The 22,030-nt window shown below is 68.9% G+C and carries 19 protein-coding genes; 13 read left to right on the forward strand and 6 right to left on the reverse strand.

Features of this window, described 5'->3' with window-relative positions; translation table 11 throughout:
• Positions 1-192: 192 nt before the first annotated feature.
• The 4 genes from ACOJUJ_RS25395 to ACOJUJ_RS25410 all read left to right on the forward strand — a co-directional run bounded on the left by ACOJUJ_RS25395 (position 193) and on the right by ACOJUJ_RS25410 (position 4,881).
• Positions 193-1,794 carry an MFS transporter gene (locus tag ACOJUJ_RS25395; RefSeq protein ID WP_420129731.1) on the forward strand — a complete coding sequence of 534 codons (1,602 nt, stop codon included), beginning with the start codon at positions 193-195 and terminating at the stop codon, positions 1,792-1,794.
• A gap of 175 nt (positions 1,795-1,969) precedes the next feature.
• Positions 1,970-2,296 (forward strand): hypothetical protein, encoded by a 327-nt coding sequence (locus tag ACOJUJ_RS25400; protein ID WP_420129732.1) that lies wholly within the window; start codon positions 1,970-1,972, stop codon positions 2,294-2,296.
• A 417-nt stretch (positions 2,297-2,713) separates the two neighbouring features.
• A complete protein-coding gene (locus ACOJUJ_RS25405) occupies positions 2,714-4,069 on the forward strand; it encodes a tetratricopeptide repeat protein (RefSeq protein ID WP_420129733.1) in 1,356 nt (451 codons plus the stop codon).
• A complete protein-coding gene (locus ACOJUJ_RS25410; protein WP_420129734.1) occupies positions 4,066-4,881 on the forward strand; it encodes a helix-turn-helix domain-containing protein in 816 nt (271 codons plus the stop codon). Before ACOJUJ_RS25405 ends, ACOJUJ_RS25410 begins: the two co-directional genes overlap by 4 nt.
• A gap of 283 nt (positions 4,882-5,164) precedes the next feature.
• On the opposite strand, the gene ACOJUJ_RS25415 is transcribed toward ACOJUJ_RS25410, so the two are convergent.
• A complete protein-coding gene (locus ACOJUJ_RS25415) occupies positions 5,165-5,554 on the reverse strand; it encodes a response regulator (protein ID WP_420129735.1) in 390 nt (129 codons plus the stop codon).
• A 424-nt stretch (positions 5,555-5,978) separates the two neighbouring features.
• Complete coding sequence (locus ACOJUJ_RS25420) at positions 5,979-7,946, reverse strand: DUF3857 domain-containing transglutaminase family protein (RefSeq protein WP_420129736.1); 1,968 nt, start codon at positions 7,944-7,946, stop codon at positions 5,979-5,981.
• Positions 7,947-8,244: 298 nt separating this feature from the next.
• Between ACOJUJ_RS25420 and ACOJUJ_RS25425 the strand changes: the two genes are divergently transcribed.
• Positions 8,245-9,276, forward strand: a complete 1,032-nt coding sequence (locus ACOJUJ_RS25425; RefSeq protein WP_420129737.1) for an SH3 domain-containing protein — start codon at positions 8,245-8,247, stop codon at positions 9,274-9,276.
• A 255-nt stretch (positions 9,277-9,531) separates the two neighbouring features.
• Here the strand turns inward: ACOJUJ_RS25425 and ACOJUJ_RS25430 are convergent, their stop codons facing one another.
• Both ACOJUJ_RS25430 and ACOJUJ_RS25435 read right to left on the reverse strand, forming a co-directional pair.
• Positions 9,532-10,431 carry a DUF72 domain-containing protein gene (locus ACOJUJ_RS25430; RefSeq protein WP_420129738.1) on the reverse strand — a complete coding sequence of 300 codons (900 nt, stop codon included), beginning with the start codon at positions 10,429-10,431 and terminating at the stop codon, positions 9,532-9,534.
• Between the two features lie 241 nt (positions 10,432-10,672).
• Entirely contained in the window at positions 10,673-10,939 is a 267-nt protein-coding gene (locus ACOJUJ_RS25435; RefSeq protein ID WP_420129739.1) for a hypothetical protein, read from the reverse strand.
• Positions 10,940-11,339: 400 nt separating this feature from the next.
• Between ACOJUJ_RS25435 and ACOJUJ_RS25440 the strand changes: the two genes are divergently transcribed.
• The 3 genes from ACOJUJ_RS25440 to ACOJUJ_RS25450 all read left to right on the forward strand — a co-directional run bounded on the left by ACOJUJ_RS25440 (position 11,340) and on the right by ACOJUJ_RS25450 (position 14,828).
• Positions 11,340-11,723, forward strand: coding sequence for a hypothetical protein (locus tag ACOJUJ_RS25440; RefSeq protein ID WP_420129740.1), 384 nt, complete (start codon positions 11,340-11,342; stop codon positions 11,721-11,723).
• Positions 11,724-11,947: 224 nt separating this feature from the next.
• Positions 11,948-13,063 (forward strand): glycine cleavage system aminomethyltransferase GcvT, encoded by a 1,116-nt coding sequence (gcvT, locus tag ACOJUJ_RS25445; protein ID WP_420129741.1) that lies wholly within the window; start codon positions 11,948-11,950, stop codon positions 13,061-13,063.
• Positions 13,064-13,229: 166 nt separating this feature from the next.
• Entirely contained in the window at positions 13,230-14,828 is a 1,599-nt protein-coding gene (locus tag ACOJUJ_RS25450) for a sigma-54 dependent transcriptional regulator (RefSeq protein WP_420129742.1), read from the forward strand.
• 468 nt (positions 14,829-15,296) lie between these two features.
• Here the strand turns inward: ACOJUJ_RS25450 and sugE are convergent, their stop codons facing one another.
• On the reverse strand, positions 15,297-15,614 hold the full coding sequence (sugE, locus tag ACOJUJ_RS25455; protein ID WP_420129755.1) for a quaternary ammonium compound efflux SMR transporter SugE: 318 nt from the start codon (positions 15,612-15,614) through the stop codon (positions 15,297-15,299).
• Positions 15,615-15,860: 246 nt separating this feature from the next.
• Here sugE and ACOJUJ_RS25460 point away from each other — a divergent pair, with 246 nt between their 5' ends.
• From ACOJUJ_RS25460 to ACOJUJ_RS25470, 3 genes are all read left to right on the forward strand, one after another.
• Complete coding sequence (locus ACOJUJ_RS25460; RefSeq protein WP_420129743.1) at positions 15,861-17,036, forward strand: THUMP domain-containing class I SAM-dependent RNA methyltransferase; 1,176 nt, start codon at positions 15,861-15,863, stop codon at positions 17,034-17,036.
• A gap of 257 nt (positions 17,037-17,293) precedes the next feature.
• Entirely contained in the window at positions 17,294-17,686 is a 393-nt protein-coding gene (locus ACOJUJ_RS25465; protein ID WP_420129744.1) for a hypothetical protein, read from the forward strand.
• A 246-nt stretch (positions 17,687-17,932) separates the two neighbouring features.
• Positions 17,933-19,225: a tetratricopeptide repeat protein gene (locus tag ACOJUJ_RS25470; protein WP_420129745.1), complete on the forward strand. Its 1,293-nt coding sequence runs from the start codon at positions 17,933-17,935 to the stop codon at positions 19,223-19,225.
• Positions 19,226-19,247: 22 nt separating this feature from the next.
• Here the strand turns inward: ACOJUJ_RS25470 and ACOJUJ_RS25475 are convergent, their stop codons facing one another.
• Complete coding sequence (locus tag ACOJUJ_RS25475; protein ID WP_420129746.1) at positions 19,248-19,400, reverse strand: hypothetical protein; 153 nt, start codon at positions 19,398-19,400, stop codon at positions 19,248-19,250.
• A 123-nt stretch (positions 19,401-19,523) separates the two neighbouring features.
• Here ACOJUJ_RS25475 and ACOJUJ_RS25480 point away from each other — a divergent pair, with 123 nt between their 5' ends.
• Entirely contained in the window at positions 19,524-20,357 is an 834-nt protein-coding gene (locus ACOJUJ_RS25480) for a helix-turn-helix domain-containing protein (protein WP_420129747.1), read from the forward strand.
• 687 nt (positions 20,358-21,044) lie between these two features.
• Positions 21,045-21,773 carry a DsbA family protein gene (locus ACOJUJ_RS25485; RefSeq protein ID WP_420129748.1) on the forward strand — a complete coding sequence of 243 codons (729 nt, stop codon included), beginning with the start codon at positions 21,045-21,047 and terminating at the stop codon, positions 21,771-21,773.
• The last annotated feature ends 257 nt before the right edge of the window (positions 21,774-22,030 follow it).

Below are 22,030 nucleotides of genomic sequence, written 5' to 3' on the forward strand. Positions count from 1 at the left end.
TGAGCCGCCGCCGCGGGGACGGGTGGACGGCCACCGGACGGGCTTTGCGCGTTCTGCGGCCTTGCCGGAATCCCGCGTTGCGGCAATCGTGTTGCATCAGCAGGGGAACGGACGTTCGCTCGCCAGCCACGCCGGGCCGGAACCGCGCGCACGCGCCGCCCGCGCCCCCTCATCCACCCCTCGGAGAAACCGATGGCCCAAGCCCCGCTCCCCGCGCACACGGCCGCGGCGTCCGACCACCAGCCGTCGGACACGCGCACCATCTGGAAGGTGATCGCCGCGTCGTCCGTGGGGACGATGATCGAGTGGTACGACTTCTACATCTTCGGCAGCCTGGCCACCATCCTGGCCGGCACCTTCTTTCCGCAGGGCAACACCACGCTGGCGCTGGTGCAGACGCTGGCGACCTTCGCGGCCGGTTTCGCGGCGCGGCCGTTCGGCGCGCTCTTCTTCGGCCGCATCGGCGACCTCGTCGGCCGCAAGTACGCCTTTCTGGTCACGCTGCTCATCATGGGCGGCGCCACGTTCATCATCGGCCTGCTGCCGGGGTACGCCACCATCGGCGTGGCGGCGCCCATCATCCTGCTGCTGCTTCGGCTTGTCCAGGGCCTGGCGCTGGGCGGCGAGTACGGCGGCGCGGCGACGTACGTGGCCGAGCACGTGCCCGACAACCGGCGCGGCTTTTACACGGCGTTCATCCAGACCACCGCCACGCTGGGCCTGCTGGTCTCGCTGCTGGTGATTCTGGCGGTGCGCTCGGTGATGCCGGCGGAAGACTGGGAGCGCTGGGGCTGGCGCGTGCCGTTTCTCCTCAGCTCCGTGCTGGTGCTGGTGTCGCTGTTCATCCGCATGCGCCTGCGGGAGAGCCCGCTGTTCACGCAGATGAAGGCGGCGGGCAAAACGTCCACGCGGCCGATCGCGGAAAGCTTTGGCAGCGCGGGACGGTGGCAGACCATGCTGATCGTGCTGTGGGGCGCGGCGGCGGGGCAGGCGGTGATCTGGTACACGGGCCAGTTCTACGCGCTCACCTGGCTGGAGAACGTGGGCAAGGTGAGCTTTGTCGACACGCGGACGATCATCGCGGTGGCGCTGGTGCTGGCCACGCCGTTCTTCATCGTCTTTGGCGCGCTGTCGGACCGCATTGGGCGCAAGAAGGTGATGATGGCGGGCAACCTGCTGGGCGCCATCTTCATCATCCCCATCTTTCAGCTGATGTGGCGGTTCACGCCGGCGGGGGGCACCTACAACGCGGTGGCGCTCACGGCGTGCGTGTTCGTCCTCGTCATCTTCGTCACCATCGTCTACGGGCCCATCGCGGCGTTCCTGGTGGAGAGCTTTCCGGCGCGGGTGCGCTACACCAGCGTCTCGCTGCCCTACCACGTGGGCAACGGCTACTTTGGCGGATTTCTGCCGGTGATCGCGACGGTGGTGGTGGCGTTCGCCACGGCCAGGCCGGAGGGCTTTCCGGTGGCGGCGCAGTACGCGGGGCTGCTGTACCCGGTGGCGGTGGCGATCATCACCTTTATCCTGGGGACGTTGCTGCTGCGCGAAACCAAGGACGTGCGCATCGACGACGAGACGCACGCGGCGGTGGATACGACGGTGCGCCCCGCGGTGCTGGGGCTGCTGATCGCCCTCACGCTGGCCGCGCTGTTCCTGGCCGACCGCTACCTGCTCTCCACCTTCACCCCCGAGGGCGAGCCGCCGTACGTGCAGTACGGATTCCGCGGGCTGCTGCTGGTGGTGGCGCTGGCGGTGGTTGTGCCCCGGCTGGGGAAGCGGGGGCGGGCGTGAGGTGAGGTACGAAGGTACGAAGGTACGAAGGTACGAAGGTACGAAGGTACGAAGGTACGAAGGTACGAAGGTACGAGAGTACGAGAGTACGAGAGTACGAGAGTACGAGAGTACGAGAGTACGAGAGTACGTGGGATGCCCGTCCCCTTTTGATCGCCTTCGCTCCGGACGCGCCATGACTGATCCGATGCCCGCCGCCGCCCATCCCCCGGAGTTCGTACGGTTGTGCCAGCAGGCCATCGGGGCGCTGGAGGCGCTCAAGGCAGACCCGCCCATGGACCGCGGAAAGCGGCTGCTCACCATCCGCGCGCTGCTGGCGGACATCGGCCTGCAGATGGCGGAGCTGGACCTGCGCACGCCCGGCTTCGCGGACGAGCAGGGGACGCTGGTGGACGCCGCCAGCGCGCTGCAGGCCATCGACCTGGACCGCGGCGGGCCCAACGTTCCCCGCTTCGTGGACCGCATCATCGACGACCTGCGCCGCATCGCCACCGGCGCATGAGCGTGCGATGACGCACGGCGCCCGCTCCGCCGGGCGCCGCGCGTTCAGTTCGCGAGCGACGGAGACGTGACGCTGCCGTTGTGAATATCTTTATCAGACGATTTCGCATTTAGCGACCCTGACGCCTGCGTGTTGCCCCAGTCCCCGGGTGCGGTGACGGAAACGCATGGGTTGCATCCGCTTCCGCGCGCATATCCACTTTGTCCACAAGGGAACGCCGGTGTCCCTTGAGGTGCGGTACTGAAAGTACCACGCCAACGGAGCACACTTGGGGCCCATACGGTGTAAAAAACTACCTTCTCCCGCCGCCGCCGCGACAGGTGCGACGTACGCAACACTATGGCGTGGAAAGGAGATACGCGTTATCATCCCACCCCGGATACTCCCGTCTTTCCGGATCTTCCCGCGGCAGCCCCCATGCGATCCAGCCGTCTTGTACCCCCCGTCCGGAGAACCGCGCGGCGCTGGCGTACGCCCCCCGCCATTCTGCACGGCGGCGAGGCGTTCGAGGGCGCGGCCGTTCTGAACGAGATGGACGGGCCGCTGGGGGTCCTGCTCTTTCAGCTGGCGCGCGACGTCTACGCGTGGAGCGCCACGCCGCCGGAGCATCGTGCGGGTCTGTTCGAGCCCGGCGCGGACGAGGGGCTGGCCGCCCTGCTGCGCGCGGCCGACGCGGACCTGCAGCTGGAGACGGCGCTGCTGGCGCTGGTGCGGATGACGGGGGCGCCGGAGGGGGCCACGGCGGAGCAGGTGGCGGTGGCGTGCCAGCACGTGGCGCTGTGGGCGGACCAGAACGGCCACCTGGAGACGGCGATCGCCTTTTCCCAGGGCGCGGCGGTGGTGATGCCGCACGAGGCGGCGCTCAGCTTTGCCGTGGGCCGGCTGGCGCGGCGCCGCGCGGAGTACCCGCGGGCGGAAACGTGGTACCGCCGCGCCGTGGCGCTGGCGCGGCAGAGCGGCGACTGGTCCACCTACTCCATCTCGTTCCTGGGGCTGGGCACGCTGTACCTGCAGCGCGGCAAGCTGGCCGCGGCGCGCCGCTTTCTGCTGCGCGCGCTGCGCACGGCCCGCCGGCACTCGCTGCGCGGGCTGCAGGGCTCCGCGCTGCACGACCTGGCGACCGTGGCGTCGGACATGGGGCAGGCGCAGGAGGCGGAGCGGCTGGCGCGGCAGGCGTTCGAGATGTACGGGCCCGAGCACCCGCGGCTGGTGTTTCTGGCGGCTGACGTGGCGTACTTCTGGATCGAGCGCGGGCGGTTCCGTCCCGCGCTTACCGTCCTGCAGGCGCTCGTGCACCACATGCAGCGCCGCGAGGAGCGGGTGATGGCGCAGGCCAACCTGGTGCGCGCGGCCGCCGGCGCGGGCGAGCGGCGCATCTTCGAGCAGACCTGGGAAGACGTGTGGGACCGCATGTCGCGCACGCAAAGCCCGGAGAACGCGGCGACGGTCATGCTGGAGCTGGCCCGCGGCGCGGCCATGCTGGGCGAGCACGAGCGCGCCCAGGCGGCGGCGGAGCGGGCGGTGCAGGTGGCCCGCGAGCGCGGCGAGGCCAAGGTGCTGCTCACGGCGGAATCCGTGCTGGACCAGGTGCGCCGCACCCGCGGCGTAAAAGCCCGCGCCGCCGCGGCGGAGCCGGCCGAGGCCGCGGAGCCCGCGGAAACGTTCGCGATGGACCTGGTGCGGACGCTGAACGCGTCGCTGGTGGCTGTTACAGGCGCGGGGCCCGGGCCTCGCGGATGGATCCACAACCCTCCACACAGACAGGCAAGATGAAGATCGGCGCACGCCCTCTGCTGGTGCTGCACAGCAACGAGGCTTTCCGGGAGCGGGTACGCAAGGTTGCCGGCAAGGAGTACACGTTCCAGGCGGTGCCCGACTGGCCGTCGCTGGAAGAGGCGGTGCGCGACTCTCCGCCCAGCGCCCTGGTGGTGGTAAACCCGTACGAGGACGTCACCGGCGCCGGCGGCCCCTCACCCAGCCTCAAGTCGCTGCTGGTGGAGTTCCCCTCCACGGCCGTTTTCGCGGCCATGGAGATCAAGCCCAACCGGCTCGAGGACCTTCGCACGCTGGGCAAGTGGGGCGTGGTGCAGGTGATCTCCATCGCCCACGACGACACGCCGCAGGCCATGGTGCAGCGCTTTCGCGCGGCGCAGGGCCGGCCGCTCAAGGCGCTGCTGGAGCAGGTGCTGCCGGCCGACACCCCGGGCCGCGCCCGCGCCATCGTGGACGCGGCGGCCGAGGTGGTGGCGGTGGGCGGGCACGGGCGCGATCTGGCCCGCCAGCTTCGCCTGAGCCGCCGCACGCTGCTGCGCTGGTGCGAGCGCGCGGAGCTTCCGCCACCGCGCAAGCTGCTGGCGTGGATGCGCATCCTTCTCGCCGCCGAGCTGCTGGACGACCCGGGCCGCACCGTGCTGTCCGTGGCGCACGCCTGCGGCTACTCATCCGACAGCGGCCTGCGGCGCGTAACGCAGAAGTTCGTGGGCAGCAGCCCCACCGAGCTGCGCCGCCGCGGCGCCTTTGCCCGGTCGTCCAAGGTCTTCCTCGAAGTCCTGGCCCGCTACCGCGAGCCCGCGAACGCGACCTGATCCGCACGGCTCCAGAAAAACGAGAAACCCTCCTCCGAGACATCGGGGGAGGGTTTCTTACATCGGCCACGGAAAAGAGCTCACGCGGAGACGCGGAGGACGCGGAGGCGCGGAGAACAGCAACGGATCGTCATACGAGAGAACCGAGCGGGTCGAGGAAGCTCGATCGTCCTTCGTCTGTCGATCGCGGAAAAGAACAGGTTCACACGAGACGCGGAGATATGCAGAGGATTTCTCCGCGCCTCCGTGCCTCCGCGCGACACCTGCGTGTTTGGGGATTGGCTCAGGCCACGGCCGCGTGGCCGGCCTGCATGATCTCGCGGGCGACGGCGAGCAGTTCCAGCGGGGGAAGCGGCTTGACCAGAAAGGCGGCGCAGCCCATAGCCATGGCGCGTTCGCGGTGCTCCACAAGCCCGGTGGTGCTCACCGCCACGATGGGGATGGATGCCGTCACCGGGTCCTCCTTGAGCGCCCGCAGCGCGCCCCACCCCGGACCCGACGCGTACGACAGCCCCAGCACGATCACCCGCGGCTGGTGCGTGCGCGCCAGATCCACCGCCGACGCGCTGCACTCGTGCGCCACCACGGAAAGCCCGTGATGGCGCAGCGCGGCGGCATAGATCAGGCGGCTGTCCTCGTTTGCGTCGACGAGGAGCAAAGTGCGGCTGGGCACGGGATTGTGGAACAAGGCGGAAGGAATGGGACCCGCTGGGCAGAGGCAGCCATAGAATACAACCTCCGGTCCCCACAAACAAGAGTTTTGTTTAATCCGTTCAAATCTTTGCGCATTAACGCTTTAGCTTTCCTTTAACCTTCGAGAAATGACGGCTTTGGAGGATGTGCCGCAACAGCGTTCGGACGGTGGCTCAAACGGTATTGGAGTCTGTGAACGATGCTGCTTCGATCGCTCGCGGAGTGGGCGCAATCTTCCCCCCGATCGCGCAGCAGCCCTCTACCCGCGGAGCACGAGGAAACGGCACGAGAAAACTCCGTTGACTCCGTTGACTCCGTGTGAGCCCCCATCTTTTGCGGTCCCGGTAACAACGCCGCCTCCGCGAAGCGCGAAGACGGCGTGTTTCGATCGCGGTCCGCCAGCGTCAGCTCCCCGCGGGCTCCACGACGATGAACTGCACGTCGTCCTTGCTCATGTCGCGCAGAAAGGTGAGCAGCTCGGGAAGGCGCTCCTTGGGCTCGGTGCCGCGAAGGCCCGCGACGCGGCGCACCACGCGCAGCTCGCGGCCTTCCTGCGCGAACTCCGCCGTGTAGCGGCCAAACGCGCTTTCCGCCACCACGTTGCGGGGCAGGCGCGCGCGGTATCCCTCCGGCAGCGTCACGCGGTACTCCGTCACCGTCTCCACCGGCCCGATCACGTCCGCCACGTCGATGTCGAAGCGGCGCGGCTCGTCGCGCGACTCCAGCTCCGCGATCAGCTCGCGGCTGGCGCCGTTGCCAAACGGCAGCGTAAGGATCAGCGTGCCGCCCGACGGCGTGGCCGCGCGCCCGCCGGACAGCCACACCCGCGTGCGCGGCACCGCGCGCAGGTCCTTGCCGTCAAAGATCTCCAGGCTGTCGCCGCGCGCACCCTCGAACACGTTCTGGGCCAGGTTACGTGTGATCTCCTGCCGGTCGCGCGGGCTGATGCGCGCCGAGAACGCCTCGCGCAGCCCGTACTGCAGCGTGCCCGTGCTGGCCGTGGTGAACGTGCCCGTAAAGGTGCCGTCCTCCGCCAGCTCGCCCGCCACCAGCGACTCCATGCGGTTGTCCGCAGGCTGGGCCCGGGGAAAGGTCACCGGCTCGCCGCGGCCGTCGGGATGCACCACCAGGCCAAACGCGCCCTGGTAGCTGGGGTTGATCTCGCCCCAGGGAATGATCTCCGCCGTCAGGTCCAGGTAGGTGTACCCGCCAGGCCGCTCCACCGCCGCGATCATGTGGTTGAACTGGTTGATGGAGGGCATGGCCGCGTCCACCCCGCCGTACGAGTTCAGCAGCACCGGGTGCGCGTTCACCCCCATCCGCCGCGCCAGGGCGATGAACAGCGTCGCCTTGTCCTTGCAGTCGCCGTACTGCGTGCGCATCACCTCCTCCGGCGTGCGCGGCTGGTATCCGCCGATCCCCAGCGACAGCGAAACGTAGCGGAAGTCCTGGGCGACCCAGCGGTGCACCGCGCGCAGCGAATCATCCAGCGTGCGCGCGTCCTTCACCACCTCCGCCAGCCGCGCCTCGATCTGCGGCGTGAGCGTGTAGCGGTCGGCGGAAAGGCCCGCGTACCAGCGCGCCACGTCCGCCCACTCCGTGCGCCCGGCGAACGACAGGCCCATGTACACCGTGTTGGAGTCCAGCGCGGCGAACGGTTCCGCCTCGATCTTGGGCAGGTCGTGCGTGGCCCAGGTGTACACGCGGCGCCCGTCGCGCACCTGCTCGCGCCGCCGGAAGGTGAGGTTGCGCTCCTCCATGCGCGGCTGGTAGCTCGCCGGCACGTCCAGGATGTAGCGCGACCGCAGGGTGGGCGCGCCGGTGTGGATCCCCCAGCTCCCCATCCAGTCGCCCGGCAGCACCGATTGCAGCGTTTCGGTGGTGTAGCTGTAGTCCACGATCACCCCCGCCTGCACCCCGCCCAGCGACACCCGGCGCGTCTGCCGGTCGGTGTAGACCGGCGCGTCAAAGTCCACCGGTGCCAGGCTTTGCTGGTCGTGCACCGGCTTGTCGCTGATCACCCGTCCCGTGGCCGCGTCGATCACGCGCACCCAGTTGAGCCGGTGCCGCTCGCGCTTGAGGTCCCAGCCAAAGCTCAGCTCGCCCCAGTTCTCCGCCGCGTCCTGCGTAAGCACCTGCACCACCGTGCGGTAGGTGCGGCTGCCGGTGCCGTCGGGCTCCATGCGCACCACGCCGTCGTCCAGCAGCAGCACGTGCTCTTCTTCCGGGTAGTCCGCGGGGTCCACGGCCAGCCGGTAGATGGTGTCGGCGCGGACGGAGGGGTCGCCCTGCTCGGTGATGACGGGCGCCTGCGCGGCGGCGGGCACGGCCGCGGCCAGGGCAAGCCCCAGCAGCGAAAGGATGATGCGCATGGACGATGAACCTGGGTACGGCGCGTGGAACGGAATGCCGATGCGGCGGGAAAAAACCGGACGGGGCCTCGAATCTACCTTCCATCCGCCGTACCGACAAGGATTCCGGCCCGCGTGGACTACGGGGGGAGACGCCGCAACCGGCCGCGGAAACGTTTGATGCCGGACACCGGCCGAACCTCTTGGTGGTGCGTGCGGTAGCCGCTAGATTGCACCCGCGCGCCGCCCGGCGCGCGGCAGAAGCCTTCCCCATCGGCTGTCTCCCCTTTCATCCTCCGTTTTTCCAGGAGCGAGTCGCGTGAAGATCGACCGGCAAACGTTCTTCGCGGCGTACGAGGCCGCGTTCGGCGCCATCACCAAACCGGAGCGCAAGGCCGGCTTCGACAAGCTGCTGGGCGCCGCGGAGAGCGATCCGCACATCACCGACATCCGCTGGCTGGCCTACATGCTGGCCACCGTAAAGCACGAGTGCGCCGACCGCTGGCTTCCCATCGAGGAGTTCAGCAAGGGCAAGGGGCTCAAGTACGGCGTGCCGGTGACGGTCACGGATGCCGGGGGGAACGCGTTCACCAACGTGTACTACGGCCGCGGCTACGTGCAGCTTACCTGGGACTGGAACTACAAGGCGATGGGTGAAAAGCTGGGCAACCGGCTGCTCTACCAGCCGGAACTGGCGCTGGACCCCGTCGTCGCCTACCAGATCATGTCGCTGGGGATGCGCAACGGCTCGTTCACGGGCAAAGGTCTGTCCAAGTACATCAACGATGAGCAGTGCGATTATGTGAACGCACGCCGCATCATCAACGGCACCGACAAGGCGCAGACGATCGCCGGGTACGCCGCCAGGCTCGAGGCCATCCTGCGCGCGAGCGTCATCGCCGCGACGGACGGCGTGCCCGTTATCCCGCCGCAGCCCGCGACGCCGGCGCCGGTGGCCGGAACCGGCGAGCGCTTCACCGTCACCGCCAGCGCGCTGAACGTGCGCGGCGGCCCGGACACGTCGAACGCGGCGGTCGGCACGGTGCGCGAGGGAACGGTGGTGACGGCGGTGGCCGAGCAGAACGGCTGGCGGCAGATCACCGCGCCCGTGGCCGGCTGGGTGAGCGGCCAGTACCTGCAGCCGGTGCCCACCGCGCAGTTCACCGTCACCGCGGAATCACTCAACGTGCGCAGCGGACCCGACAAGGCCAACGCCGCCATCGATACGGTTTCGAAGGGTACCGTGGTCACGGCCGTCGCGGAGCAGAACGGCTGGCGGGAGATTACCGCGCCCGTCGCGGGCTGGGTGAGCGCCCAGTACCTGCAGGCCGCCGTCCCCGCGCACGCCTGAGAGGGAGTTGCTGAAACTCCCCCGCTCCCAACGGAGGCACGGTGTCATCCTGAGGGAGCGCGAGCGGCGCAACTTTCGTAACCACAGAAACTTGCGCGCGACCGAAGGATCTTTGCCGGGTTGCGCCAGACCCAGCCCTCGGGAGCCGTCCCAGTCCCTCATGCCCGATCTTTGGCGGAGACGCGGAAAACGGATGAGCCGCGGAGAAACCTTCTCCGCGGCTCATCTTTTTACCACGCTGGAACGTGGTGCCGTTCAGCCTTCTTCCGCCGGGGACGCGGCTTCCACCTCCGCCGGCTCGGCGTAGTCCGCCAGCACCTCGCCGTACTCGTCGAAGAGCGGCGGGGGCCCGGGCACCTTCTTTCCTTCCACCATCGACTGCAGCATCAGCGCGTTGGTGACGGCTTTGCCGCGAAAGTGGTTGTTGGTGACCACGAACACGTCTTCCGTGGGCGGCTCGGCGGCGATCTCTTGGGTGCGCTCGGCCCAGGGCTTCAACTCCGCGGGCGAGTACAGGTAGTCGTAGCGCTCGTCGCGGCCAGCCTTTTCGCGGAACCAGTCCTTGTAGTTGCGGCCGTGCACCCGCACGTAGCCCACCGGCGACGTTACGTGCGCGCTGGGCTTGATGCTGTTCCTGAACAGCGGCTGGTCGATGTTCACGAAGCCGATCCCACGCTCCACCAGCGCGTCGAAGAACGCCGGCTCGTTCCACGTGGCGTGGCGCACCTCCAGCACCAGCGGATAGTGGCCGAACGTCTTTGTGACGTCGGCCAGCCACTCGCGGTTCTCGTCCGTGCGCTGAAAGCTCCAGGGAAACTGCAGCAGCACCGCGCCCAGCTTTCCGCTCTCCAGCATGGGGTCGAAGCCCGCCCGCACCTCGTCCACCTCCGCCTGCGTCCACGCCGTCTTTCGCTGGTGCGTGAAGCGCTGGTACAGCTTCATCGCGAACTGAAAGTGGGGGTTGTGCTCCGTGCGCCGCAGCCAGCTCTGCACCGTCCTGGGCGCCGCCGGCCCGTAGAAGGTGGAGTTGATCTCGATGGTGTCGAAATACCCCGCCAGGTACGCCAGCGGATCGAACTTCCTGGGCTTGGGGGCGGGATACACCACGCCCTCCCAGTCCTTGTACTGAAACCCCGCCGGTCCGTACCGAATCATCCCTCTGTCTCCTTTTGCGCGCCTGTGGCGCAATCGGGGTGCGCAAGTGACGGACCCAAGCAAAAAAGGATCGCCTCACACAGAGTTAACAGAGTCAACAGAGTGCAGCGGCGTTCTCTCGGACCAAAGCGCGAAGGGAACTGCGCGTGAAGACTCCGCTGACTCCGTTCACTGCACGTGAGGCCGCGTCTTTTCTCGTCCTGCAGCCCTCGGCCGAGCCAATTGATCAACGAATGGAAGTTTATCGGCAGCCGTGATCGTTCCTCTGCCGGCGCGGGGGGCGATCGGCCTTGCGCCTGAACCACCCGCCCTGCTCCAGACTGGCCAGCAGGCGAACGGCCAGGATGGCTCCAACCGCCCAGCGGGCAAAGCGCACTCCTGAAGGTCCACCACCCAACGCCCGATGCGCCATCGCCGTAAGCGAGAGCACGCTCAGCGCATCCAGATCGTACCGGCCGTGGCCCTGCCGCTTGAGATAGGTCTTGAGCATCCCCCGGGTGTGTCTCATCTGACCCTTTCGGTTCGCTGTTTCAGTCAATCCACCGCACTTCGTTGGTGATCTGCGTTGTCCCACCTCGCTTTTTGCGGCTGCCCCAGAAAGACCACCACCGGCGCAATGGGAGCGAGAATATTCAGCAATAAGGCGCATCGATCTTCCCGTGGTTTTTGCTGAATATTGCCGCTCCGGAAAGCACGCCGATACTCCAAAACTCTTGCGTAAACACTGAGAATTTGATACCGTAGATACGCCGAAAGACACATGCAATGCCACCGGGCAGGTACGTCGTGTTCATTGCGGAAGACCACCAGAGTACGGCAGAGGACGGCATGGGAGTCATTTCGGACGTAGTGGATGTAGTGGACGAAGGGGACAAGCTAACGGAGTGACGGCGGAGGGGGCAAGGGTGATGAAGGACTACAGGAACGTGCCCATCGAGGTGCTCCGGGATTTTACCCGGACGCAGACGGAGATCACCTCCATTCGCAGCGTCGCCGATGAGGTGGGGCTGGGCCGCTCCACGTTGCACAAATTTATCCTTGGCCGCACCAATCCTCAGCCGCGCGTCCGGCGCTTGCTGGGTCTGTGGTATCTGGACAAGGTCGAAAAGGCCCACGACATCGATGTCGCGCGTCCGTACGCCGCCGCGCTTCAGATTCTGCTGTCGGAGATCCCCCAGGAACGCCGGCGCGCGGCCGAGAACGAGGTGCTGGATGCTCTCGCGCAGACGCATTCGCAAAGCGGCGCCACACCGCCTCGCTGGCTGGAACTGCTGCGTCCCGAACAGGGCTGACGCCCGGTTGAGCCGTCGGCAGGAAACGCGGAGGACGCGGGGGAAAACCCTCCGCGTCCTCCGCGTTTCTGCATCCCCCTGTGCTTTTCTGACGAGATCGGCGCGGTCGACAGGCTCCGGAATCCTGCCATCCAGGCAGCGGACGCCTCGCGCCCTCCCGGCGGTCGTATTAGTTTCCCCGCGCACGCGTACGCCGCCTGACCCGCACACTGGACGAAAGCACGATGGCCGAGGCCACCCTTCTGCGCACCCCCCTGCACGGCGAGCACGCCGCCCTGGGCGCCAAGCTGGTACCGTTCGCCGGGTACGAGATGCCGGTGCAGTACCCCACGGGCATTACCGCCGAGCACCACGCTGTGCGCCGCGCCGCCGGCCTGTTCGACGTGTCGCACATGGGCGAGTTCGAAGTGCGCGGCGACCGGGCACTGGACTTCGTGCAGTACGTCACCACCAACGACGTGTCGAAGGTGGACGTGGGCCAGGCGCAGTACGGCACCCTCCTGAACCACGACGGCAAGCTGCTGGACGACCTGATCGTCTACCGCTATCCCGAGCACTGGATGCTGGTGGTCAACGGCAGCAACAAGGACAAGGACCTGCGCTGGATCCAGCAGTTCACGGAAAAGTTCGGCGTGGAACTGGTGGATCGAACGGATGAGATCGCCCTGCTGGCGCTGCAGGGCCCAAAGGCGCAGGAGATCCTGGCCCGGCTGACGGACGCGGACCTGGACTCCATCCGCTACTACCGCTTTGCCGAGGGCACGGTGGATGGCGTCGCCGCCACCATCAGCCGCACCGGCTACACCGGCGAGGACGGCTTCGAACTCTATGTCCCCGCGGCGGACGCCTCGCGCCTGTGGCGGCGGCTGCTGGAGGTGGGGGCGGATGACGGGCTCGTCCCCGCCGGCCTGGGCTGCCGCGACTCGCTGCGCCTGGAGATGGGCTACGCGCTGTACGGCAACGACCTGGACGAGGATACCACGCCGCTGGAGGCGGGGCTGGGGTGGGTGGTCAAGCTGGACAAGGGCGACTTTGTGGGCCGCGACGCGCTGGCCCGCCAGAAGGAGCAGGGGATCGCGCGCAAGCTGGTGGGCTTCCGCCTCAAGGAACGTGGCTTTCCCCGCCACGGCTACCCGGTGAGCGTCGATGGCGCCGAGGCCGGCGTGGTCACCAGCGGCGTGCTGAGCCCCACGCTGGGCGAGGGTGTCGGCATGGCGTACGTCCCCGCAGCGGCCAGCAAGGCGGGCACGGAGATCGGCATCGTCATCCGCGGCGCCGCCGTCCCCGCCGAGGTCGTGCGCCCGCCGTTCCACAAGAACGGCACCGTCAAAAAGGACTGAGCCGAAACTCCGCGCCCGTCCTCGCCGTTCCTCCCCTCTCCGTGAGGAACGAACGGGGAGGGGCCGGGGGAGGGGCACCGCGCGGACGAAGTTCCAGGCTGGTCGTCACGTCCCCATCAACCGGCATCCACCTCCCCCCGCACAGTCACACCAGAGAGAATCGACGTTGGCGGAAGCGGTACTCATCACCACCGACGACCTGGAGCCCGCCGTGCGGCTGCGGGCGGCGTTCGAGGCGGACGGGCAGCGGGTGGAATTGCTGGCCCCCGGCGAGGGGCTGTCCGACGCCCTTGCGGAGCCGCTGCTGGTGGTGATCACCGGCGGGCTGCGCGAGCGCCGGGCGCGCGCGCTCATTACCGCCGCGCGCGAGCGTGGGCGGCTTCCCGTGGTGGGCCTTACCGAGCCCACGGAGCCCACCGGCCGCCAGATCTGCCGCCAGCTGGGCCTGTCCGAGTGCTTTCCCAAGCCGATCGACGCCGAAGAGGTCGCGCTGGTGGGCCGCCGCCTGATCCAGCGCGAGGAACTGCGCGAGATCACCGGCATTGTGGGCGAGACAGAGGCGATGGAGGAGGTGCTGGAGCGCGTGGTCCAGATCGCCCCCGTCAACTCCACCGTCCTCATCCTTGGCGAAAGCGGCACCGGCAAGGAGCTGGTGGCGCGCGGCCTTCATGCCCTGTCGCCGCGGCGCCACCGCCCGTTCATCGCCGTCAACGTGGCCGCGCTGCCTGACACGCTGCTGGAAAGCGAGCTGTTTGGGCACGAGAAGGGCGCGTTCACCGGCGCCAGCGACCGCCGCAAGGGCTTCTTTGAGCTGGCCAACGGCGGCAGCATCTTCCTGGACGAGCTGGGCGAGATGCCGCTGGGCACGCAAACCAAGCTGCTGCGGGTGCTGGAGGAGCGCGAGTTCCGGCGCGTGGGTGGCGAGGAATCCATCCGCGTGGACGTGCGCGTGATCGCCGCCACCAACCGCGACCTGCGCGAGCAGGTGCTGCTGGGCGCGTTTCGCCGCGACCTGTACCACCGGCTCAACATCCTGCGCATCGACCTGCCGCCCCTGCGCGCGCGGCGGGACGACATCCCGCGCCTCATCGACGGCTTTATCCGCCTGTTCAGCGCCCAGCACGAGCGCCCGTTCCTGGGCATCGAGCCCGAGGCCATGCGCATCCTGGTGGAGTACGACTGGCCGGGCAACGTGCGCGAGCTGCGCAACCTGGTGGAGAGCATGGTGGTGCTGGCCCCCGGCCGCGTCATCCGTCCGGAAGACATCCCTGCCGAGGTGCGCTTCGGCAGCCGGCGCGAGGCGCTGCTCCCGGTGCCCGTCACCATCGGCCACGGCAAGCCGGGCGAGCCGCCCGCCGCCGACGCCGCGCAGCCGCCCGCGCAGCTGGAGTTCATCCTCCGCACGCTGTTCGACCTGCGGATGGACATGGACGACCTGCGCCGCGAGTTCGAGGTGTACCGCACCCGCCAGCGCGACGACATGGCCATCCCCGCCGGCGTGGGCGGATACGTCCCCTTCTCGCAGCCGCTGGCCATCAGCGCGCCCATCCCCGTGCCGTACGAGCCGGTGCCGGAGCCCGCGCGCGAGCCGGAAGAGGGCACCGTCGTCTTTCGCCCCGGCAAGACGATGGCGGACATGGAGCGCGAGGCCATCAGCGCCGCCCTGCTCCACTCGCGCGGCAACCGCCGCCGCGCCGCCGAGATGCTGGGCATCGGCGAGCGCACGCTGTATCGCAAGCTGAAGGAGTTTGATCTGGACGTGTAGGGGCGGGGAATAGGGAATAGGGAATAGGGAATAGGGAATAGGGAATAGGGAATAGCGGGATGATGGAGCCACACGCCCCGACGTGTCATCCTGAGAGGGTGTTGGGAAACCTCAGATGTTCCTCCTCCAGAAGCGCGGTGTCATCCTGAGGGAGCGCACTCCCGAACTATCCTGACCACAATAGCTTGCGCGCGACCGAAGGGTCTTTGTCGGGTCGCGATGGACCCAGCTTCCGGGAGCTGTTCACGTTCTTGGTCCTTCAGTCGGCGCCCAAGCGCTGTGTATGAGCAGGCTGCGGAGCGGCGCCTCCTTCAGGATGACTGGCAGGGTGCGAGGTTTCTCAACATCCTGTGAGGCCCGGCCGCCCTCGCCAAAAGCATCGCGGAAACGAATCAGCCCTCCCCGGCCGAAGCCCAGGATGCGGCTTTCCGTGCCCGCTATTCCCTATTCCCTATTCCCTGCATCCCCTCACCCCGGCACCAGCTTCAGCCCGACAATTCCGGCCAGGATCAACCCCACGCACGCCAGCCGCAACGCCCCCGCCGACTCCCCGAAGAGCGCGATCCCCAGCACCACCGTGCCGACGGTCCCGATCCCCGTCCACACGGCGTACGCGGTGCCCACCGGCAGCGTCCGCAGCGCGATCCCCAGCAGCCCCAGGCTCAGCACCATCGACACCGCCGTGCCCACGGTGGGCCACAGGCGCGTAAACCCTTCCGTGTACTTGAGGCCTACCGCCCAGCCGATCTCCAGCAAACCCGCGAAAAAAAGGACGACCCACGCCATCCCCGCCTCCGGGTGGTGTGGGGTCGTCCCCAGCATTTCTGATTCAGCGCGCGAGGTCGTCCCCGGCCGCGTGGATGGATGGAATTTACCCAATCCCCCTCTGCCGGTCAACTCGCCGCCCCGCCGCTGGATTGTCACCGCCACCGTCCGTCGATACGTTCGCGCGGAGAGTCGTCGACCGGCAACGGTTCGCTTCTTGTGGGATGATGACGCCGATCATCCACCGTTCACCGGATACCGCGCCGCATGCCGAGCCCCGAAGAGTACTCGCTGTTCGCCATCACCGCCCCGGGCCTGGAGCCGCTGGCGCAGGCCGAGCTGCGCGCGATGGGGATCCGTGCGGCGGCCGAGCCTGGCGGCGTGGCGTGGACGGGCGGAGCGGACGACCTGTACGCCGCCAACCTGCGCCTGCGCACGGCCAGCCGCGTGACCGCGCTTGCCGCCGAGTTCCGCGCCCGCACCTTCTTTGAGCTGGAGCGCCACGCCCGCAAGGTGCCGTGGGAGCGCTGGGTGCCACGCGGCGGCGCCGTCCGCCTGCGTGTCACGTCGAAGAAGAGCAAGCTGTATCACGAGGGCGCCATCGCGCAGCGCGTGCTGGAGGCCATCGAGCACCGCGTGGGCCCGCTTGCCGCCGGCGGGGTCGTCGCGGACGAGGAGGGCGGGGAAGAGCAGGGCGATGCGCAGCTGTTCATCGTCCGCTTCGTCCGCGACGCGTGCACCATCCGCGCGGATGCGTCCGGCGCGCTGCTGCACCTGCGTGGCTACCGGCAGGCGCTTGCCCGCGCACCCCTGCGCGAGACGCTCGCCGCGTCCATGCTGCTGGGGAGCGGCTGGGACGGCGCGTCGCCGCTGCTGGACCCCATGTGTGGCTCGGGGACCATCCCCATCGAGGGGGCGCTGATCGCCCGGCGCATCCCGCCGGGCCTCGCCAGTCCCGATCGCGAGCCCCGCGACTACACGTTCACGTCGTGGCCCGACTTCGACGTGGAGCGGTGGGCGAAGGTGGTAGATCGCGCCTGCGAGGACATCCTTCCTGCCTCGCCAGTCCCCATCCTGGGCTCCGACCGCGATGACGGAGCGATCGAAGCCGCCGCGTCGAACGCCGCCCGCGCCGGCGTTGCGGACGACGTGGATCTCAGCGTCCGCCCCATCTCCGCCATCGAGCCGCCGCCGGGACCCGGCTGTATCGTCATCAACCCTCCGTACGGCGTCCGCGTGGGCGAGCGCGACCCGTTGCGGAACCTGTACGCCGCCCTGGGCCGCACCCTGCGCGCCGGCGCTCCCGGCTGGACCCTCGCCCTGCTCTCGCCCGATCACGCCCTCGAGCGCCAGGTCGGCATCCCGCTCGACGAGGCGGTGCGCACCAGCAACGGCGGCATCCCGGTGCGGCTGGTGGTCGGCCAGGTGCCGGAAACATCGTGAGCTGAGCCGGTGGGAGAAGCTGGCGATGAGCGGATAAACCTGCCGCTGGGAACGCGATAAGCCCCGTTCGGCGGCCGTGCGCTCGCCGGACGGGGCATTCAACTGCAGCGCCTCCACGGACCTCTGGGCACGGTCGAAGTTTATACCCTCTCCCGCTTGCGGGAGAGGGTGCGAGCCTACGCGAGCGGGTGAGGGCCCCTGTGCAATCGCGCACCGCTCCGGGCGTTCATGTCGGACAACCTACCCGGGAAAACCACGTGCTGAAGCGCATCCCCCTCCTTCTCGCCTTGCTGGCGCTGGGCGCCTGCTGCTGCGGCGTGCCGACGGAGACCGCGCCGCAGCCGGTGCACGCGGTGCGGTTGGGCACCTGGTACTACCTGCTGGTGGAAGATCGCGCGGCCGACGTGCCGGGCGGTCCCGTGCTGGGGCCCGAGTACGCTCGCGTGATTCGGCGCATCGAGTGCGGCGGCGTCATCCACACTGGCAATGGGCAGATCGAAGATCCGTGCGGATTTCAGGACGGCGATTCGGACGTGCTCCCGGCGGGCACCACCCTGCATCCGGTAGACGCCATTCCCGGCGGGCAGCGGGTGGGCGCCGTGCTGGATGGGCGGCTGCTGATCTTCGCGATCCGGTTTCCGCCCGATTGACGCCGCCACGGGCACGCGCACCGCGCCCGATGCGTCACCGGTTGCAATATTGGATGCCGTTCGTCCCGTTACCCTTGCCCGCCGGGGTGCTGTGCTGTTCAGTTGATGCGCACCGGCCCCGCCGCAACGTGCGGCTTGTCGACGCACTCGTTGCCCTTGGGCGCTGGCGCAGCCACTATTAGGCGTCAAAAGACGCGGGCCGGTTCCGTCCTGACCCGCCAGACCCCTGCACACCGGAGCCTCCGGATGCCGTCTCCGGCCGGAAACCCCGCTCGGCGTTCGCGCCCGTCGTACCTGGCCGCTCCACCCCTGCTCTCCGAAAGCGAGCCCTTCGAGGGCGCGGCGCTGCTGGCCGAGCATCCGGGGGCGCTGGGTGCCGTGCTGTGGAAGTCGCTGCGCGATGTTTGCGCGTGGACGGCCACGCCAGCGGAAGATCGCTCGGACCTTTATCCCCCCGGCGCATCGGAGGCACGCGCCGCCGAGATCGCCGGCGCCGCCGCCGAGCCGGAGCTGTGGGCGCCGCTGCTGGTGATCCAGCAGCTGCTGGAGTGTTCCGACGATGTGGACCACCCCCGGCTGGTGCACGCCTGCCGGGCCATCGCGCGCTGGGGCGAGCGGCGCGGTTTTACGGCCGTGCAGCTGGCTTTTGTGCAGGCGGCGGCGTGCCTGGCGCCGGAGCATCCGCGCCTGGCCTACTCCGTCGGCCGCCTGGCCCGCGACCGCGGCGAGTACGCGCGCGCCGAAAGCTGGCTGCGCACCGCCATCCGCCTGGCGCGCAACACCGACTGGCACACGTATGCCCTGGCCTACCTGAGCCTGGGAACCCTGTACCAGCAGCTCGGCAACCTCCCCGCCGCGCGCAGCGTCACGTTGCGCGGCTACCGCACCAGCGTGCGGCGGAGGGTGCGGCCGGTGCATGCGATGGCGCTGCACAACATGTTCGTGATCACGTCTGAGATGCTGGACTTTCGACGTGCCCACCAGTACGCGCTGGCCGCATGCCGAAGCTACGGCGCCGATCACCCGCTCTTCCCGGCGCTGGTTCACGACGTCGGATGCTTCTGGATGCTTCACGGCGACTTCACGCGCGCCGCGGACGTGTTCGAAACCGTGCTCCCGCGCTTCCCGGAACCGGGCGACCGGCTGCTCACGTTGGGCAACCTGGCCCGCTCCGCGGCGGCTGCCGGACGAACTGAGCTTTACGAGGCCTGCCGCACCGAAGCGCAGACACTTCTGGCGTGCGGAGTGGCGCCGCCCGATCGCGGAGCGCAGGTATGGGTGAACCTGGCCCGCGCGGCCGTATCGGTGGACAACGATGAACGCGCGGAGCACGCCGCTGCCCAGGCGCTCCAGCTTGCCGCGCCCCTGCGTCTGGGCCAGATCCAGCTGGAGGTCGAATCCCTTCTGCACGCCCTGCGTTCAGGACGTGCAGCAGAGGAAACCCAGTTTCCCGCCCATTCCAAACTGCGCATGGACGCGAGCACCGAAGCAACGGCGGACGCGATCGTCGAAGTGGCGCGCGCCGCCGCCTGCAGGTAGCCCAATGCCTGCGGTGCGCGGTTCAGGGCTGCCGGGTACCGCTCCCCATGAATCCCGTCCCTTCGAAGTGCGCGGCCGTGGCCTGGATTTGCGCTGAGGGGCCGGTGGGCGAGCCGGAACAGGCGGCGGCGGCGAGGGTCAGGAGCAGGGCGGCGGTAATGCGAAGCTTGTTCATGCGGCCTCCGGAGAGGTGAATGGGGTAATACGCCGAGGTGTCTCGGCGGCCAACAAAGTGCACAGGATTGATGCGTGCAGTCAATTAAAGCGTGTTCATAGCCCATATGCAACCAGACACGTCATGCTCACCCCCACCCGCCCTCTGCTGGTGATGCATTCGGCGCAGGGCCTGCCGCAGGCCTTGCGCGAGGCATCGGGCGACCCCGCGCGCGTGTGGCCCATGGCGGACTGGGACGCGCTGGAGCGGGCCATGGAGCGCGTTCCGCCCACCGCCGTGGTGATCGTTGATCCCTATGCCCCGGCCGAGGCCGAGCCCTCGACGCGGCTGGAGGCGTTGCTCACGCAGATGCCGTCCGCCACCGTCGTCGCCGCCTTTGAGGTGACGGCGCAGACGGCGCGGCACGTGGAGATGCTGGCCCGCTGGGGCGTGGCCGACGTCATTGACCTGGGCCGCGAGGACACGCCGGTGTCGCTGCGCCGCCGTCTGAGGATGGTGCAGGGGCGGCTGGCCGCTCGGCTGCTGGAGCGCGCCCTTCCGCGTTCCACCCCCACGCGCACCCGCGCGCTGCTCGCGGTGGCCGCGGACACTGCGGCGACCGGGGGCGGCAGCGCCGACCTGGCGCAGGCGCTGGGCGTTACCGAGCGCACCGTCCTGCGCTGGTGCGGCCGCGCGGACCTGCCGCAGCCGCGTCGTCTGCTGGCGTGGCTGCGCATTCTGCTCGCCGCCGACATGCTGGACGATCCGGGGCGCACCCTGGCCGCCGTGGCCCGCGCCTGCGGCTACTCCAGCGACACCGCGCTGCGCAACACGCTGCGCACCTTTCTGAGCGCATCCCCCACGGAGTTGCGCGGCCAGGCCTTCCAGACCGCCGCCGCCGCCTTTGCCCGCGAACTCTTCGAGCTGCGCGACGCCGCGCATGCCCGCGGACGCCCGGAGCGCACGTGGCTGTACTGAGGGTGTGAGGGTGTGAGGGTGTGAGGGTGTGAGGGTGTGAGGGTGTGAGGGTGTGAGGGTGTGAGGGTGTGAGGGTGTGAGGGTGTGAGGGTGTGAGGGTGTGAGGGTGTCGCGGATGGGGCTGGGCATGGTGACTTGTGGAAACCACCTGCGCGTGGGTCAACGGCACCACGCCGCGGCTACAATCCGCGCAGGCGGATTTCGTGAACTTCCAGCCGCGGTTTTCCAACCGCCGAACGCGGTGCCGGCCGTCTCGCCTGCTGGGCTCCGCCCGGTGGTCCGGCTCAGCGGTTTCCAACCGCCGAACGCGGTGCCGGCCGTCTCACCTGCTGTGCTCCACCCGGTAGTCCGGCTCAGCGGTTTCCAACCGCCGAACGCGGTGCCGGCCGTGTCGCCTGCTGGGCTTCACTCGGTGGTCCGGCTCCGCGGTTTCCAACCGCCGAACGCGGTGCCAGCCGTCTCGCCTGCTGGGCTCCACTCAGTGGTCCGGCTCCGCGGCTTTCCAACCACCCAACGTGGTGCCGGCCGTCTCACCTGCTTGGCTTCAACCCGTGGTCCGGCTCCGCGGATTTGACCCGCGCGCGGCGTCGCGGCTATCTTCCCCGGCGATTCCTCTGGATGTTCAGCGACCGGCGCGGGGGGAGCAATCCGCCGCGCCTTTCGCTTTCCCCCACGCACGCACGACCGATGATGCGCATTTCCACGCTGGCGGCCGCGGCCCTGCTGATCACGGCCACCCTGGCGACCACCGCCTGCGGCCAGTCCTCGCAGGGTGCCGCCGCGCCGGCCTCCAGCCTGAGCCCCGACTCGCTGGAGAACCGCGCCAACCGCGGCCGCATGAAGGGCGCGGACAGCGCGGCGATCACCATCGTGGAGGTTTCCGACTTCCAGTGCCCGTACTGCCGCGACTTCGCGACGACCACGTACAAGCAGATCGACAGCGCCTACATCCGCACCGGCCGGGCGCGCATGCTGTACATCAACCTGCCGCTCACCTCGCACCGCCAGGCCTTTGGCGCCGCCGAGGCCGCCATGTGCGCCGGCGTGCAGGGCAAGTTCTGGGAGATGCACGACCGCCTGTTCGCCACGCAGCGCGAGTGGGGTGGCCAGGCCGACGCCGCGCAGCGGTTCGAGCGGTTTGCGCAGGACCTGCGGCTGAACATGGCCGATTTCCGCGATTGCACCGTCAACGACCGCACCGCGCCGCTCATCATCGGCGACGCCATGCAGGCCGCCGAGGCGCGCATCAACGGCACGCCCATGTTCATCCTGAACTCGCGCAACGGCCAGCGCTCCCTGAGCGGTGCCGTGCCCTTCGAGGAGTTCGCCCGCGAGATGGACGCCCTGCTCGCCGGGCCCGTCGCCGCGCCGCCTGCCGCCGCTCCCCAGACTTCGCCCGCGCCGACGCAGCCGTAAGGCTCACGCCGGTGCGCGTAGGCGGCTGAGGCGCTGGGTAACGTCTTCCAGAAATGCCTCACGCGGAATCAACGGAGTCGTACCGTCGCACATCGTCCCTTCTTCGCCGACCGTGGAGAAGGGACGATGACCTTGGATGGCCTGTCAGAACGGGATTGGATTCTCCCCTTTCTGCCGTGATGGGGAGGTAGAGCGGGCCCATCCGGTTCCTGTTCGACCGCGGCCGTCGAGCACCTGTCCCAGCGGCTACCTCAACC

Source organism: Longimicrobium sp. (assembly GCF_048594345.1).
Taxonomy (GTDB): Bacteria; Gemmatimonadota; Gemmatimonadetes; order Longimicrobiales; family Longimicrobiaceae; genus Longimicrobium.